This window comes from Bradyrhizobium sp. (genome assembly GCF_049691595.1).
Lineage (GTDB): Bacteria > Pseudomonadota > Alphaproteobacteria > Rhizobiales > Xanthobacteraceae > Bradyrhizobium.
The window spans coordinates 1-14,266 of the sequence record NZ_JBAVNZ010000009.1 but is presented as its reverse complement, the minus strand read 5'-3'; the positions used below and the strand labels follow the sequence as shown (position 1 = coordinate 14,266).

Sequence of the window (14,266 nt, the reverse complement as noted above, 5' to 3'; positions counted from 1 at the left end):
TGCGGGTGTTTTGGCCCTTGTGTCGTGGGACCCAATCCAAAAGCAGCGAATGAATTGGCTTTGGCGCTCGTGGTTGCTAGCTGGTAGCTTTACACGAGACCTAATTTCTGGTGCGAGGAGTAACTGGTTGATTTAACTGGTACAGTTGGGTGGGCTCGAACCACCGACCTCCTGTTCCACAGACAGGCGCTCTAACCAACTGAGCTACAACTGCATCCTTGGCGAGGCCCCCTCGAGGGGTCGCGAATGGGCCGGAAACTAGGTGCAACGCCCGCCTTTGGCAAGGCCGGAACGCTGCCCGCGCTGTCATCCCCGCGCAGGCGGGGATCCATAACCACGGGCATTCGTGGTTACGAAAAGTCGTCCGGCAGCCTGTCTCAAAACAAACGTTACGGCGTATGAGTCCCGGCGTTCCGCCGGGACGACATCGGAGTTTCGATCAACAAAAAGCCCGGGCTCGACCGCCCGGGCTGTTCGCGGAAACTCCGGATCGATCAGGCGGCCGGCTTGTAGAGCTTGGACGCGCCGGCCTTGATCGGCTCGACGGTTTCGGTCGCGACCTTCTGGCTGAGCTCGGCGAGTTCCTTGGCCTGGGCGCTCAGGGTCTCGAACTGCTTGCGGGCGTGCGAGGTCCACAGCTCCATCACCTCGGAGGGCGATTTCACGCCGAACAGCTCATGCGCGAAATTCAGCGAGGAGGTGGAGTTGGCCTTGAAGAATTCAACCAGCTTGGCGGAGTATTCGCTGGCGCCCTTGCTGGCGGTCGTGAACACGGCCTCGATGGTGCCGTTATGGGTCTCGGCGGCATCCTTGAACTTGGCGTAGGTGTCGCGGGCCTGCGAAACGCCCTTTTCGGCGAACGCACGCATCTGCTCGGGGACCTCGAAGGAAATGATCGAGGCGGAAAACGGATCGGTCGATTTGGTCATGTCGCAGATTCCTTAAGGTAGCGGTGAGCCGCGTGACGCCATTCGGGCTGCCGGCACATAAAACGCCGGGAGCGCCGAACTGATCACGAACTGGATCACGAACGGGTTAAGTCACAGGAATGGAATGCCTCTTGCGGAAGCAAGCCCCATAAACACCCATATCATGTCAATTTTGTGCAATGCAACGCGATTTCGGGTGCATTGCCGCATGTCTGACCCGCACTGGATGCCGCCGCCGGCCGGGATACCCGAAAGTTGCATGCCTGCCTTGAGGCCTTTGGCTCAGCCCTTCGGCTTGACGACATCGATCGCGGCGCGGCTGACGGCCTGGCCCATCTCGCTGGCCTGCTCCGCGAGCGACCGCATCTGCCCCTGCACATAGTCGCTGTGCAGCTTCATCAACTCGGCCAGATCCCTGGCCTTGAGCAGCGACTCGGCATAGCTGAGCGAGGCCTGCACGTTCTTTTCGGCATAGGCGATCGCCTTGCTGCTGACGTCCTTGGCGCCGGCGCGAACGGTGGCGCCCCGCTCCTCGAGCGAGCCCGCGGTCTGCTGCGCGCTGGCCAGGAATTTTTCGAAGGTCTTGCGTGCCTGTTCGAAGCTCGCCTCGGCCATCGACCGGATTTCCTTCGGAATCTCGAAACGCCCATCTTCACTCATGGTCCACTCCTGTTTGGTTGGCAGGGCCACCCACATCCTTGGCTCCCGCAGGCCCGCGCCAGGATAAAGACCTCGCGGGTATCACGCGGTTCTGTCGGTTGCCTGTCGTGGACCCTTGATCGCCGATTGCACCAACTCAACGCGCAGCAGACTTGATGGTTCGGCCAAGTTTGCACAGGCCGGCTTGGGATGCGCCCGCCGGAGGCGACCCCTCCCGGGGATTTGGCCGGCGAGGCTCTGCCCGCTGGCAATTTTGCCACAGTGCCCGGTATTAAATCACCGTCGCCTGAGCTGCCTGCGCCGATTGGATCAGAGACTTCACAGCAAACCGATTTGGAACCCGCCGTGGAAACGCCCAAGGAAGCTGGGACGGAAGCTGCAAAGGAAGCTGCGACGGAAGCTGCCAGGCAAGCGGAATTGCCAACGGAAGCGCCAAAGAATGTCTTGCCGTTTCGCCCCATCGGCGAAGCGAAACCGCCATCGCTGACGCCGGTCGAAAACAGCGCCTTCGACGAACTGGCGCGGCAATTATCGGCGCGGCTCGAGACCGACGCGGGCACCGACCCGGCGGACGCCGGGCAGACCGTTGCCGAATCGCCGGCGGCGCCGGATGCATGCGAACCGGCCCTCGAACCGCCGGCGGGCAAGAAGCCTGACTGGCTGGCGCAGCCCGAGCCGGCGCCGCGCGGCGAAGCAAAGCGCGACCGGGCGCTGCTCGATCTGTTGCCGGCAGGTGTCCTGATCTATCGGCTCGACCGGCTGCTCTATGCCAATCGCGCCTTCCTCGATCAGATGGGTCATGAAAGCCTGCATGCGCTGGAGGACGCCGGCGGCCTTGACGCGCTCTATGTCGAGCCCGGCGTATCGAACGCCAGCAGCACGTCCGATACCGGCACGCCGGTGAAGATTTCCGCAAGTCAGCCTTCGCAGCAGCCCGCGCCACCGTCGCCGACCGACGCGCGGCTTTACACGATCGCATGGGACGGAGAGCCGGCGCTCGCCCTGATCTTCTCGGGCCCGCGCCATCAACGCGCGGACATCGCGGTCGCGGAAGCTGTCCCCGCCTCCGAACCGTCGGCGGCCGGCCATGCCAACGCCGAGGAACTCGGCGCCATCCTCGACACGATCGCCGAAGGCGTCGTGATGTTCGACGCCGAGGGCCATATCAATTCGGCCAACCGCAGCGCCGAAGCGCTGTTCGGCCATGACGGCACCGAGCTCGTGCAGCGCAATCTCGCCGAGCTGTTCGCGCCGGAGAGCCGGCACGAGGTGCTCGACTATCTCGACAGCATCAAGTCCGCCGGCGTTGCCAGCCTGCTCGATCACGGCCGCGAGACGCTCGGCCGCGTGCGCCAGGGCGGCACCGTTCCGTTGTCGGTGACGATGGGACGCGCCCGCGCGGACGGGCCGAATTTCTTCGCGGTATTTCGCGACCTGTCGCAGGCCAGACAAAGCGAAAGCGAGTTGCGCGAGGCGCGGCGGCTGGCCGATCGCGCCGCCAACGCCAAGGCGGACATGCTGGCGGGCCTCAGCCATGAGGTGCGCGCGCCGCTGAACGCCATCATCGGCTTTGCCGAGGTGATGATCGGCGAGCGTTTCGGCGCGCCCGGCAACGAGCGTCATGCCGGATACATGAAGGACATCCGCGCTTCCGGCGAACGGGTCATCTCCGTCATCAACGATCTGCTCGATCTGTCGCGGATCGAGACCGGGAAGCTCGAGCTTGCCTTCACCAACCAGAACCTCAACGAGCTGGTCGAAAACTGCGTCACGGCGATGCAGCCGCAGGCCAGCCGCGAACGCATCATCATCCGCACCTCGCTGGCGCAGACGCTGCCGCAGGTGTTCGCCGACGCCCGCGCGCTGCGTCAGATCACGCTGAACCTGATCGGCAATTCGATCCATCTCGCCAATGCCGGCGGCCAGGTGATCGTCTCCACCGCGCTGGGAGATTTCGGCGAGGTGATGCTGCGGGTGCGCGATACCGGCCACGGCCCCAACGACAATGCCGCGGCGCCGGAGCCGTTGCGGACATCGGCTGCGCCCGACCAGGCCACCGACGGCGCCGGCATCAGCCTGTCGCTGACCAAAGCGCTGGTTGAAGCCAACCGCGGCAAATTCCAGATCAGGACCGGCGCCCGATCCGGCACGCTGATCGAGGTGGTGTTCTCGCAAGCCCTGGCGAAGGCCTGACGGCACCCTTCAGATCCTGAACGGGTGTTTCCGATCGTTCAGAAATACGCGCGGCAAACCATACTCGTTTCCGACGACGCGATTGCCACCGCGCAGGCGACGCTGTGGCGCGCGTTGCGCGTCGTGGCGGAGCCGGAAGGGGTCGCGGCATTCTCGGCGATCCTGTCCGGTGCGTACAGGCCGCCGGCAGGTGAACGCGTTGCCGTCATCATCAGCGGCGGCAACACGGCCGCCGTGGATTTTGACCTCGCACGATGACCCGGGCGGCGAGCCGTTGCTAAACCGCCCGGCTGTGCAGCCGCGCCGCGCCGTCGAGATGCGCATCAAAGGCGGCCGCGACGCTGCGTACCAGAAAGCGCGAGTCATCGGCCACCGACAGCGAGGCGCCGTCGCATGCGACGATGCCGTCGGCGATCAGGGTCCGGAGCCGGGGCAACGCGTTCAGCATGGTTTCCGGATCGACACCGTGACGCGCGCAGATCGGATCGAGATCGACGCCAAAATCACACATGATGCGTTCGATGATTTCGGCGCGCAGCCGGTCGTCATCCGTCAATGCATAACCCCTGGCCGTCGCCAGCTTGTCGCCGGCGATCGATTGCTGGTAGGCGCGGGTATGAACCTGGTTCTGCACATATCCCTGCGGCAGGCGGCCGATGGCGCTGGCCCCGAAGCCAAGCAGGATATCGCTGGCATCGGTGGTGTAGCCCTGGAAATTCCTGCGAAGCGTTCCTGCCTGCCGGGCGAGCGCCATCGCATCGTCGGGAAGCGCGAAGTGGTCGAGCCCGACCTGCAGATATCCAGCTGCGATCAATGCACCTGATATCGCTTCGGCCTGGTGATGCCGCTCGAGACTGTCCGGCAGCGACGCATCGTCGATCTTGCGCTGATGCTTCTTGAACGCCGGCACATGCGCGTAGCCGAAAACCGAAAGGCGATCGGGACGCAGGTCAAGCGACTGTCGCACGGTGTCGAGGCACGAGGCGACGGTCTGATGCGGCAATCCATAGATCAAGTCAAAATTGATGCCGCCGATGCCGGCTTGCCGGAGGCCATCGACCGCGGCGGCGGTCTCGTCAAAGCCCTGCATCCGGTTGATCGCGCGCTGGACCGCCGGATCGAAGCTCTGCACGCCAAGGCTCGCCCGATTGACCCCGCCACCGGCCAGCGCGTCGATCATGTCGGGCGCCAGGGTGCGGGGATCGATCTCGACGGCGATCTCGGCCTCGGGAGACAGCGAGAACGAATTCCTGATCGATCCCATCAGGTCAACGAAGGTTTCGGGCGCCATGATCGTCGGCGTTCCGCCGCCAAAATGGATGTGATCGATCCTGACGCCGCGACCGATTTTCCCCGATACGTGTTCGATTTCAGCGCGCAGGGCCGCCGCATAGACGGCGAGAGGTTCGGCGCGACGGGCGACCGAGGTGTTGCAGCCGCAATACCAGCACATCGCCCGGCAGAACGGAATGTGGAAGTAGAGTGAAGCGCTGGCGTCGTGCGGAATGGCCCGCAGCCATTGCCCGTAAACGTCGGCACCAACCGCGGCCGAAAAATGCGGCGCCGTGGGGTAGCTGGTGTATCGGGGCAATCGTTCCTGGCCGTGGCGAGCGGCAAGATCCGGTCTCATTCGGTCACCTTCCCTGGCATGGCTTGACTCGCGCGCGACCCGGCTTGGCGAGCCAAGGTCAGCCATTCAATAGCGTGACGGGAAAGACCAGCCTTGCGCTGGCTCAAACCCGGCCCGGACCGAGACGATATCCTTGAAGTCCGGAATCGCCGGCTCGAAGCCGCGGCGAGCCGGGTCACTGCGCCTTTTGCAACGCCGGCAGGAAATCGCCGATCATATCCAGAAAAAGCGCGGGCGATTGCAGTTGCGGCACGTGCGCGCAGCCCGGAATGATCTTGAGACGGGCCTGCGGCAGGCCGCCCGCCAGTTCCTGGGACATCGGCGGCGGCGTCGCCTCGTCATGCTCGCCGACCAGCACCAGCACCGGCACTTTCACCTTGCCAAGCTCAGGCCGCAGGTCGAGCGCGGCCAGCGCGTCGCAGGTCGCGCAAAATACCTCCGGGTCGGTGCGCAGAAATGCCGCGCGGCGATCGGCCATCAGGTCGGGATGCTGGGCCTGGAATTCCGGCGCGAACAACCTGCGCATCGCAACCTCGGTGATCGCCGACAGACCCCTGGCTCTGGCGGCCGCCGCCATGTTGCGGAAGGCTTCGCGCCCCGGCTCGGAAAACGCCGCGCCGCTGTCGGCGAGGATAAGCCGGGTCGCGATGCCGGGGTGGCGGATAGCCATCTGCAGCGCGACGAAGCCGCCATAGCCGTTGCCGAGCACGATCGCGTCGCCGCCGCCGGCGGCATCCTTGACCGCCTCGGCCATGCGATCGGCAACAGCGGCGAGACCGCCGCTGACCGCCTGCGACCGGCCAAATCCCGGCAATTCCGCAACGATCACCCGAAACGATCGCGCCAGTCCCGGGACGATCGCCGCAAAACTCGCCCGGTCCGACAACAGCGAGTGGAGCAGGAACAGCGGCGGCCCCTCGCCGGATTGCGCTGCATTGACGGTGCCGTTGGCGAGCAGCCGATTCATTCCAGTTCTCTTTCAAAAATCCGCGACGCTCTCTTGCGGCGCCAACTGACCGATTGATAGATCAAAACTTGCACAATTCAAGCCTCCGGCTCTTGACGTGATATTTCACGACTGCAAGGTAATGAGCGACTTTCGAAGGGAATTCGATGCCTTTGCGGGACAATGCCTACGAAAACCTCCGCTCTGATATTCTGACCTGTCGTCTGGCGCCCGGTGATGACAGGTTGCGATCTCGCTGCGCGCTGACGGCGCTCAAGCGCAATGCGCTGATTGTCGAAGGAAGCGAGGCATGAACGTTTCCTCAAAACCCGCCTCGATCGAGGTCGAAATCCACGGCAATTTCGTCGACGGCCGCGAGATCGAGGCCGGCGACGGCCAGATGCTCGACATCCGCAATCCGGCAACCGGCAACGTGATCGCGCGGATCCCGAATTCGACCACTGAGGACATCGACCGCGCGATGAAAAGCGCGCGCACCGCCTTCGAAGGCAAGGCCTGGGGCGGCACGGATACGCGTTCGCGTGCAAGACTGGTCAATCGCCTCGCGGATGCGTTCGAGGCCAATCTGGATGCGCTGTACCGGCTGGAGACGCTGAACAACGGCCGGCCCGTCAACGAAACCCGCGCGCAGCTGTCGCGGCTGCCGGATTTCTTCCGCTACTTCGCGGGGCTGGCACTGTCGCGCCGCGACGCCGTGATCCCGGTCGAAGGCGCCTATCTGAACTACACCCTGCGCACGCCGATCGGCATCGTCGCCAACTGCACGCCGTTCAATCATCCGCTGATGATCCTGTGCAAATCGCTGGCCGCGGTGCTGGCGAGCGGATGCGTCACCGTGGTCAAGCCGTCGGAATACACGCCGCTGACGACCTTGAAGCTGGCGCAGATCTTCACCGAGGCGGGCCTGCCGCCGGGCGTGTTCAACGTCGTGCTGGGCGTAGGCCAGGGCGCCGGCAAGTGGCTTGCCGAACATCCCGATATCAACAAGCTGGTGCTGACCGGCGGCACCGAGGCCGGCCGGATCGCCGGCGCCGCCGCCGCGAGAGTGTTCGCGCACCAGACCATGGAACTCGGCGGCAAGACGCCGGTGATGGTATTCGACGATTTCGACGTCGACCGCGCCGTCAACTATGCCGCGTTCGGCGCCTTCATCGGCGCGGGCCAGACCTGCGTCTGCGCCTCGCGCCATATCGTGCAGGCATCGATCTACGACGAGTTCGTCGAGAAGCTGAAGGCCAAGACGCAAGGCATTCGCATCGGCGATCCCTTCGATCCTGCGACCCAATTGGGGCCGGTGATCTCGGCGCGGCAGCGCGACCGCGTGCTGGGCTATTCGCGTTTCGGCTGCGAAGACGGTGCGCGGCTGATCACCGGCGGCGGCGCGGCAAAAGTGCCCGGTCATGAGAATGGCTATTTCGTCGAGCCGACGGTGTTCGCCGACGTCACATCCGACATGCGCATCTTCCAGGAGGAAGTGTTCGGCCCCTTCACCTCGGTGACGCCGTTCCAGGACGAGGCCGAGGCGCTCAGGCTCGCCAATAATTCACCGTTCGGGCTGGCGGCGGCGATCCGCACCCGCGATGTCGGCCGCGCCCATCGCCTGGCGTCGGCCGTCAGGGCGGGCATCGTCTGGATCAACGACCATCACCGCCTCGATCCCGCCTCGCCCTGGGGCGGCGTCGATGACTCCGGCATCGGCCGCGAATGCGGCACCGAAAGTTTTGACGATCATTTCAACACCAAGAGCGTGATGGTCGCAACCGGCGACCAGCCGTTCGACTGGTATCGCGACACGGCCAGCCAACGGCGATTGAATTGATGCGAACCGTGCATGGCTGTATTGCGTCGATAGAAGGCCAGCTTCGCTGTTCAAACGATATTTGCAGCACCTCGAACCCAGGCATCACTTGGGATCAAGTATGCCATTGACGGCCATTCTCCCGGCAGTTGGGCTGTCCTGGGACGCGTGGCTGGTGCGGTGCAATGTCAGCGGATTTGCGCGAGGCGGGTCTGGGCGCGCACGCGCCCAACCCGGTGGCTATCCCTTGCGTCGAAATTTCTGGCTCTGGCGGCTTGTGCGCCGGTCGACGCGGATTTCGCTGCCCCATTAGAGGCGCCTGCCGTCGCTGCAAACGCGGGGGATCTAAGACGGCAACGGATAACCTCGATGTCCATCAAAACCCGTTGGCGCAGTTCTATTTGGGATTTCAACGCACAAACGTCTGACAGCTCCGCGGAATGCGGGACGAACTGGCTGATTGCCGCCTTAAGACGGCCAAGAGAGGTCTCGATAAGGTTCATCATCCCCACCTTTGCTTCGCACAATGTTTATACGTATCCCACGGGGCTCAATAGGAATGCGGCACGACTGTCTGCGGGCCGCCGCGGTAACGGTGCGACGTCGCCGTTTTCGGTGCCATCGCAAAGGCGTTGCCCGCGCTTGTTATCTGCCTGGTAGCATGGGGAATGCTTGTCTTGGGCCCGCCCTGGTACACATGCTGGTCAAGCCGCGGCGCGTACTGCGCCATGCTGGACGCTGTCAGAAATGGCGCAACAAGTACTCCTGCGAGGATGTATTTCATCATCATGATCTTGCTCCGCGTTTCATCATGGACAAGGAAATCACGGAGATCGCTGAGCGCCATGATCCAGATCAAATCAATCAGTCAACAATGCTGGATCAGCTTGGTTCCTTGCAAAAACGGAGGGCGGGTTCAGCCGCCACTCCGCTTGAGACGCACTTCAGGCGATGCTGCAGGCAGGCGTGGTGCGATCAAGCCTTGGCGGTGGCGACATCCTCCAGCCCCCGATTGCGCGGCTCCACGCCCCAGGCCCACACCACCACGATCTGAATGACCACAAGGCCGATCATCAGCCAGATCACGCCCGGCAGCTGGTAGGACGCCATCAGGGCGCCGACGACAAAGGGCGAGACCACGGTCGCGGCTCGTCCGAGCGTGTTGCAGATGCCGTTGGCACGCAACCTGATTTCGGTCGGGAACAGTTCCGGCGTATAGACGCCGAACAGGATCGCGGTCTGGACATAGATCGCGACGATCAGCACGAAGCCGACGCCGAGCACGATCGCCGGATCGGACGCCGCGTCGAAGCGGGCATAGATGTAGCCGCTGACGATGGTTACGATCGACGCGCCGATGATGCTCCAGCGCCGTCCAATCGCGTCGGAGAAATAGGCGCCGAGCGCACAGCCGACCAGCGATCCGACCGACAGCACCAGCGTATAGGCAAGCGAACTGGCGATGGTCAGCCCCTGGCGCAGGAAGAACTGCGGCAGGAAGATCACGAAGCCGAAGATCAATGTATTGATCGTGATCAGTACCCAGGAGCCTACGATCATGCGTTGCAGCAGCGGCGGTCTCAGCATGTCGGATGCGGTGACCTGTGGCGCCGCAGCCGGCACCACCACGGCAGGCAGCGTCCCGCCGCTGGCGGCTTCTTTTTCGATTCCCTGCATCAGCGATTCGGCTTCCGCGGTGCGGCCTTGTGATTCAAGCCAGCGCGGCGATTCGGGAAGATTCTTGCGCAGATACCAGACGACCAGCGAGCCTATGCCGGCGACGATGAACATCGGGCGCCATCCCCAGGCCGGGATGATCAGGTAGCCGAGCAAGGCGGTCACCGGGAAGCCTGCGACCACCAGCAACACCATCATCGACAGCCAGCGCCCGCGGGTCTTCGGCGGAACGAATTCGGTCAGCGTCGAATAGCCGACGACGATTTCGGCACCTAAGCCGAGGCCCTGCACGAAGCGGCAGGCGATCAGTTGATTCATATCCTGGGCGAAGGCCGCCGCCAGCGACGCCAGCCCGAAGATCAGCAGATTGATCTGATAGGTGAAGCGCCGCCCGAGCCTGTCGCCGACAAATCCGGTAATCAGGGCGCCCAGCGTCATGCCGACAAAGGTCAGCGAAATGAATTGCAGGTTTTGCGGAACGGTGGAGAATTTGGTCTGGATCGCCGACGCCAGCACGCCACCGGCGACATAGAGATCGTAGCCGTCGAAAAACATGCCGGCGCCGACCAGCCAGAAAATTCGGTAGTGAAACGACGAGATCGGGAGCCGGTCGAGACGCGCGCCGGCGTTTACTGCGAGAGCCATATCAAGTCCCTCCCCTCGGGAACGAATGCCTGGCCGGTCTTGAATCGCCGGTTGCTTGCGATGGTAGTCAAGACGGCCGGCGAAAGCTACCACCCGCCCACCCGCAACGATGCAAGATAGAACCCAAGGGCGAGGACTCGCCTCCGGCGCTGGCGCGGCAGGTGACTGGTCCGCAGGGAGGGCAAAGCGAAAAGCGCGCCCACCAAACTCACCGACATCCATATTCGAGAATGATGGTGGGCACGGCGCGAAACGCGCCTTTGCCCATTCTATGCGCTCAGTTTTACGCGTTCTTCAGCGCGACGCGAAACTCGGCTTCGGTCCTCGACTTGACCTCGTCCAGCGTGACGCCGTCGGCGAGCTCGATCAGCGCCATGCCGTCCTTGCCGTGCTTGTCGATGGTGAACACGGCGAGATCGGTCACCACCAGGTCGACGACCTTCTCGCCGGTCAGCGGCAGGTTGCACTTCTTCAGAAGTTTCGGGCCGTCCTTGGCCGAGTGCTCCATCACCACGACGACGCGCTTGACGCCGGCGACGAGATCCATCGCGCCGCCCATACCCTTCACCATCTTGCCGGGGATCATCCAGTTGGCGAGGTCGCCGTTCTCGGCCACCTGCATGGCGCCGAGGATCGACAGGTCGATATGCCCGCCGCGCACCATGCCGAAGGATTCGGCACTGGAAAAATAGCTGGTCGACGGCAGTTCGCTGACCGTCTGCTTGCCGGCGTTGATCAGGTCGGCGTCTTCCTCGCCCTCATAGGGAAACGGCCCCATGCCGAGCATGCCGTTCTCGCTCTGCAGGCAGACGTCGATGCCGTCGGGGATGTAGTTGGAGACCAGCGTCGGAATGCCGATGCCGAGATTGACGTAATAGCCGTCGCGCAACTCCTTGGCGGCGCGCGCCGCCATCTGTTCACGGGTCCAGGCCATCAGATTTCTACTCCCGTTGCGGCCGCGGGCGCCCTGGCGGGGCGCGGGCGGGTGTTGCGGAACTCGATGCGCTTCTTGCCGGTGCCGACCTCGATCATGCGCTTGACGAAAATGCCGGGCGTATGGACGTGGTCCGGATTGATCTCGCCGGCCGGCACCAGATGCTCGACCTCGGCGACGGTGATCTTCGCCGCGGTCGCCATCATCGGATTGAAATTGCGCGCGGTCTTGCGATAGACGAGGTTGCCGGCGGTATCGCCCTTCCAGGCGTGCACGATCGCGAGGTCGGCGAACAGCCCGCGCTCCATGATGTATTTCTCGCCGTCGAATTCCTTCACCTCCTTGCCTTCGGCGATCAGCGTGCCGAAGCCGGTCTTGGTGTAGAAGGCCGGAATCCCCGCGCCGCCGGCGCGGATGCGTTCGGCGAGCGTGCCCTGCGGATTGAATTCGAGTTCTAGTTCGCCGGCGAGATATTGCTGCGCGAACAGCTTGTTCTCGCCGACATAGGACGAGATCATCTTCCTGATCTGCCGCGTCTCCAACAGACGGCTGAGCCCGATGCCGTCGACGCCGGCATTGTTGGAGATCACGGTCAGGTTCTTGACCCCGGAGTCGCGGATCGCGTCCGACAAGGTCTCGGCGATGCCGCACAGGCCGAAACCGCCGGACATGATCATCATGCCGTCCTTGAGAATGCCGTCGAGAGCCGATTTGGCGTCGGGGTAGACCTTGTTCATGAAAATATGACCTGATGGAGGGTGCCGCTGACGGGCCGTATTAACAAAGATTATTAGGCGAAATCTTCGCGAGCCGTCAATGACGCGGCATTTGAACGATCGGCTGGCGACCTGCAACCTCTGGATGGCCTTGACGATGGCCTTGAAAGCGTCAAGAAAACCCTTCAAGTTGCGTGGGTTGGCACGGGCTCCCGATGCGCCGCCCGCTTTTCAACGGTGACCCGACAACATCAACCGAAATCGTTTCCAGCAAGAGTTGGATCTGACCAGACCCGGATGTGTCATTGACGATGGCCAAGGGAATGAAGCGTCTGGGAATGCCGGTTGCGGCGTTGCTTGGTGCCGTGCTGATCGGCCTGATCGCGACGTCGTGGCTGCTGAACCGCGACGCCTTGCAGCGGGCGGTGGAAGCGCAAATCCGCGCCGTCACCGGGCTTGATCTGGTGATCAACGGCCCGACCGACGTTTCGTTGTTTCCCGGAAGCTACGTCTCCTTTCACGACGTCGGGCTGAAAGGCGGCGGCATGAACGACCCCGCGCTTCGGGTCGACGTGCTGACGGCGAATTTGCGGCTGCTGCCGCTGTTGCTGCGGCGCTTCGAGATCGCCGACGTCATGATGCTGCGCCCGCATATCCGCGTCGTCCGCGACCGCGATGGCGAAAGCAACTGGACGCCGTTCGTCGAGACCATCGCGCGCACCATGAAGCCCGGCGCCGAAAACCAGGTGTCGTTCTCGGAAATCAGAATCCAGGACGGCGAGCTCACCTATCAGGATGCGGCCAACCGCGTCTCCGAAAAGCTCGGCGATATCGACCTCTCTTTGGCATGGCCTTCGATCTCGCGGTCGTTCGCCGCGACCGGGCAATTCGACTGGCGCGGCGAGCGCGTCGACGGCTCTATCAGCGCCGGCGACTTCGTCGCCCTGCTGTCCGGCGAGCGCTCCGGGTTGAAGGCCCGGCTGGCCAGCGCGCCGCTGAAACTGGCCTTTGACGGCACCGTCGCCAATCGCACCAGCCTGATGATGGAAGGCACCGCGACGATCGACAGCGTATCGCTGCGCAATGCCCTGCGATGGACCGGACAGGCCCCGCCGGGCAGCGGCGGTTTCGGCCGCTTTGCGCTCAAGGCGCGCGCCAATGTGGTCGGCGCTTCCGTCGCACTGACCAATGTGAATGTCGAACTCGACGGCAATGTCGCCGAGGGCGTGATGACCTTCGCCAACAACGGCCGCCAGACCCTGCAGGCGACCCTGGCGGCCGGCGCGCTGGATTTCACCCCCTATATTTCCACCTTCCGCCTGCTCGCCAGCGGCGCGCGCGACTGGAACCGGCAGCTGTTCGATCTGACGTCGCTGTCGACGACGGACCTCGACATGCGCCTGTCGGCGGCGCGGGTGACGGTCGGCCCGACGACGCTTGGCCGCACCGCGTTCGGCGCCAATTTGCGCGGCGGTGCGCTGGCGCTGAGCGTGGGCGAGGCGCAGGTCTATGGCGGCATCGCCAAGGGCTCGTTCGGGATCGCGCGCTCGGACGCCATCGCCGACGTCAAGGCGCAATTCCAGTTCATCGACGTCGACCTGCAGGCCTGCGCCAGCGAATTGTTCGGCATCAGCAAGTTGTCCGGCCGCGGCAATCTCAACGTCGCGCTGATGGCCTCCGGCGCCAGCCCGTTCGCGCTGGCGCAATCGCTCGACGGCACCGCGACGCTGACCGGCCATGACGGCGCGATCTCCGGCTTCAATGTCGAGCAGCTGTTGAAGCGGCTGGAGCGCCGGCCGTTGTCCGGCGGCGGCAATTTTCGCTCGGGCTCAACGCCCTACGACAATCTGACCGTCTCGGTGAAATTCAACGAGGGCATCGCCACCGCCGAGGACGTCCGCGTCGATGGACCGACGACACGCCTGACCTTGACCGGCACCGCCTCGGTGCCGGCGCGCGAATACGACCTCAAGGGCGTCGCCAGCCTGACCTCGGCGCCGACTGGCGGCGCCGGCTTCGATCTGCCCTTCGTGGTGCAGGGCCCATGGGACGACCCGCTGGTGTTTCCGGATCCGGAAAGCCTGATTCGCCGCTCGCCGGGGGCCGCGCCCTTGCTC

The 14,266-nt window shown here is 63.9% G+C and carries 12 protein-coding genes, 1 tRNA gene and 1 pseudogene; 5 read left to right on the top strand and 9 right to left on the bottom strand.

The genetic code is table 11. The annotated features are described in order from the left end of the window. Positions 1-137 precede the first annotated feature (137 nt). The 3 genes from WCE35_RS00415 to WCE35_RS00405 all read right to left on the bottom strand — a co-directional run bounded on the left by WCE35_RS00415 (position 138) and on the right by WCE35_RS00405 (position 1,589). Positions 138-214, bottom strand: a tRNA-His gene (locus WCE35_RS00415). 280 nt (positions 215-494) lie between these two features. Beyond that, positions 495-929 carry a phasin gene (locus WCE35_RS00410; RefSeq protein ID WP_424591377.1) on the bottom strand — a complete coding sequence of 145 codons (435 nt, stop codon included), beginning with the start codon at positions 927-929 and terminating at the stop codon, positions 495-497. Positions 930-1,211: 282 nt separating this feature from the next. Continuing rightward, a complete protein-coding gene (locus WCE35_RS00405) occupies positions 1,212-1,589 on the bottom strand; it encodes a phasin family protein (protein ID WP_424591376.1) in 378 nt (125 codons plus the stop codon). A 444-nt stretch (positions 1,590-2,033) separates the two neighbouring features. On the opposite strand from WCE35_RS00405, the gene WCE35_RS00400 reads away from it, so the two are divergent. Further along, positions 2,034-3,782, top strand: a complete 1,749-nt coding sequence (locus WCE35_RS00400; RefSeq protein WP_424591375.1) for a sensor histidine kinase — start codon at positions 2,034-2,036, stop codon at positions 3,780-3,782. A gap of 21 nt (positions 3,783-3,803) precedes the next feature. Further along, positions 3,804-4,040: pseudogene (locus WCE35_RS00395) on the top strand (threonine/serine dehydratase); the annotation flags it as partial. A gap of 19 nt (positions 4,041-4,059) precedes the next feature. Here the strand turns inward: WCE35_RS00395 and hemN are convergent. Beyond that, on the bottom strand, positions 4,060-5,412 hold the full coding sequence (gene hemN / locus WCE35_RS00390; protein ID WP_424591374.1) for an oxygen-independent coproporphyrinogen III oxidase: 1,353 nt from the start codon (positions 5,410-5,412) through the stop codon (positions 4,060-4,062). A 175-nt stretch (positions 5,413-5,587) separates the two neighbouring features. Then, complete coding sequence (locus WCE35_RS00385) at positions 5,588-6,379, bottom strand: alpha/beta fold hydrolase (protein WP_424591373.1); 792 nt, start codon at positions 6,377-6,379, stop codon at positions 5,588-5,590. 146 nt (positions 6,380-6,525) lie between these two features. On the opposite strand from WCE35_RS00385, the gene WCE35_RS00380 reads away from it, so the two are divergent. Together WCE35_RS00380 and WCE35_RS00375 are read left to right on the top strand one after the other, a co-directional pair. Continuing rightward, the gene (locus WCE35_RS00380) at positions 6,526-6,672 is read left to right on the top strand and encodes a hypothetical protein (RefSeq protein WP_424591372.1); all 147 of its coding nucleotides are present in this window, start codon (positions 6,526-6,528) and stop codon (positions 6,670-6,672) included. Next, positions 6,669-8,198, top strand: coding sequence for an aldehyde dehydrogenase (locus tag WCE35_RS00375; protein ID WP_424591371.1), 1,530 nt, complete (start codon positions 6,669-6,671; stop codon positions 8,196-8,198). Before WCE35_RS00380 ends, WCE35_RS00375 begins: the two co-directional genes overlap by 4 nt. A 529-nt stretch (positions 8,199-8,727) precedes the next feature. On the opposite strand, the gene WCE35_RS00370 is transcribed toward WCE35_RS00375, so the two are convergent. The 4 genes from WCE35_RS00370 to WCE35_RS00355 all read right to left on the bottom strand — a co-directional run bounded on the left by WCE35_RS00370 (position 8,728) and on the right by WCE35_RS00355 (position 12,170). Beyond that, entirely contained in the window at positions 8,728-9,024 is a 297-nt protein-coding gene (locus WCE35_RS00370; RefSeq protein WP_424591370.1) for a hypothetical protein, read from the bottom strand. Positions 9,025-9,152: 128 nt separating this feature from the next. After that, positions 9,153-10,499, bottom strand: a complete 1,347-nt coding sequence (locus WCE35_RS00365; RefSeq protein ID WP_424591369.1) for an MFS transporter — start codon at positions 10,497-10,499, stop codon at positions 9,153-9,155. A 283-nt stretch (positions 10,500-10,782) separates the two neighbouring features. Beyond that, entirely contained in the window at positions 10,783-11,433 is a 651-nt protein-coding gene (locus tag WCE35_RS00360; protein ID WP_424591368.1) for a 3-oxoacid CoA-transferase subunit B, read from the bottom strand. After that, complete coding sequence (locus tag WCE35_RS00355) at positions 11,433-12,170, bottom strand: CoA transferase subunit A (protein WP_424591367.1); 738 nt, start codon at positions 12,168-12,170, stop codon at positions 11,433-11,435. The genes WCE35_RS00360 and WCE35_RS00355 overlap by 1 nt, the downstream gene beginning before the upstream one ends. Positions 12,171-12,460: 290 nt before the next feature. Between WCE35_RS00355 and WCE35_RS00350 the strand changes: the two genes are divergently transcribed. Next, positions 12,461-14,266 (top strand): AsmA family protein (locus WCE35_RS00350; RefSeq protein WP_424591366.1); only part of this gene is annotated, 1,806 nt, incomplete at its 3' end.

Coding starts and splice junctions, on each gene's coding strand:
- WCE35_RS00410 (WP_424591377.1), bottom strand. CDS start 929: ATGACCAAATCGACCGATCCGTTTTCCGCCTCGATCATTTCCTTCGAG.
- WCE35_RS00405 (WP_424591376.1), bottom strand. CDS start 1,589: ATGAGTGAAGATGGGCGTTTCGAGATTCCGAAGGAAATCCGGTCGATG.
- hemN (WP_424591374.1), bottom strand. CDS start 5,412: ATGAGACCGGATCTTGCCGCTCGCCACGGCCAGGAACGATTGCCCCGA.
- WCE35_RS00385 (WP_424591373.1), bottom strand. CDS start 6,379: ATGAATCGGCTGCTCGCCAACGGCACCGTCAATGCAGCGCAATCCGGC.
- WCE35_RS00380 (WP_424591372.1), top strand. CDS start 6,526: ATGCCTTTGCGGGACAATGCCTACGAAAACCTCCGCTCTGATATTCTG.
- WCE35_RS00375 (WP_424591371.1), top strand. CDS start 6,669: ATGAACGTTTCCTCAAAACCCGCCTCGATCGAGGTCGAAATCCACGGC.
- WCE35_RS00370 (WP_424591370.1), bottom strand. CDS start 9,024: ATGGCGCTCAGCGATCTCCGTGATTTCCTTGTCCATGATGAAACGCGG.
- WCE35_RS00365 (WP_424591369.1), bottom strand. CDS start 10,499: ATGGCTCTCGCAGTAAACGCCGGCGCGCGTCTCGACCGGCTCCCGATC.
- WCE35_RS00360 (WP_424591368.1), bottom strand. CDS start 11,433: ATGGCCTGGACCCGTGAACAGATGGCGGCGCGCGCCGCCAAGGAGTTG.
- WCE35_RS00355 (WP_424591367.1), bottom strand. CDS start 12,170: ATGAACAAGGTCTACCCCGACGCCAAATCGGCTCTCGACGGCATTCTC.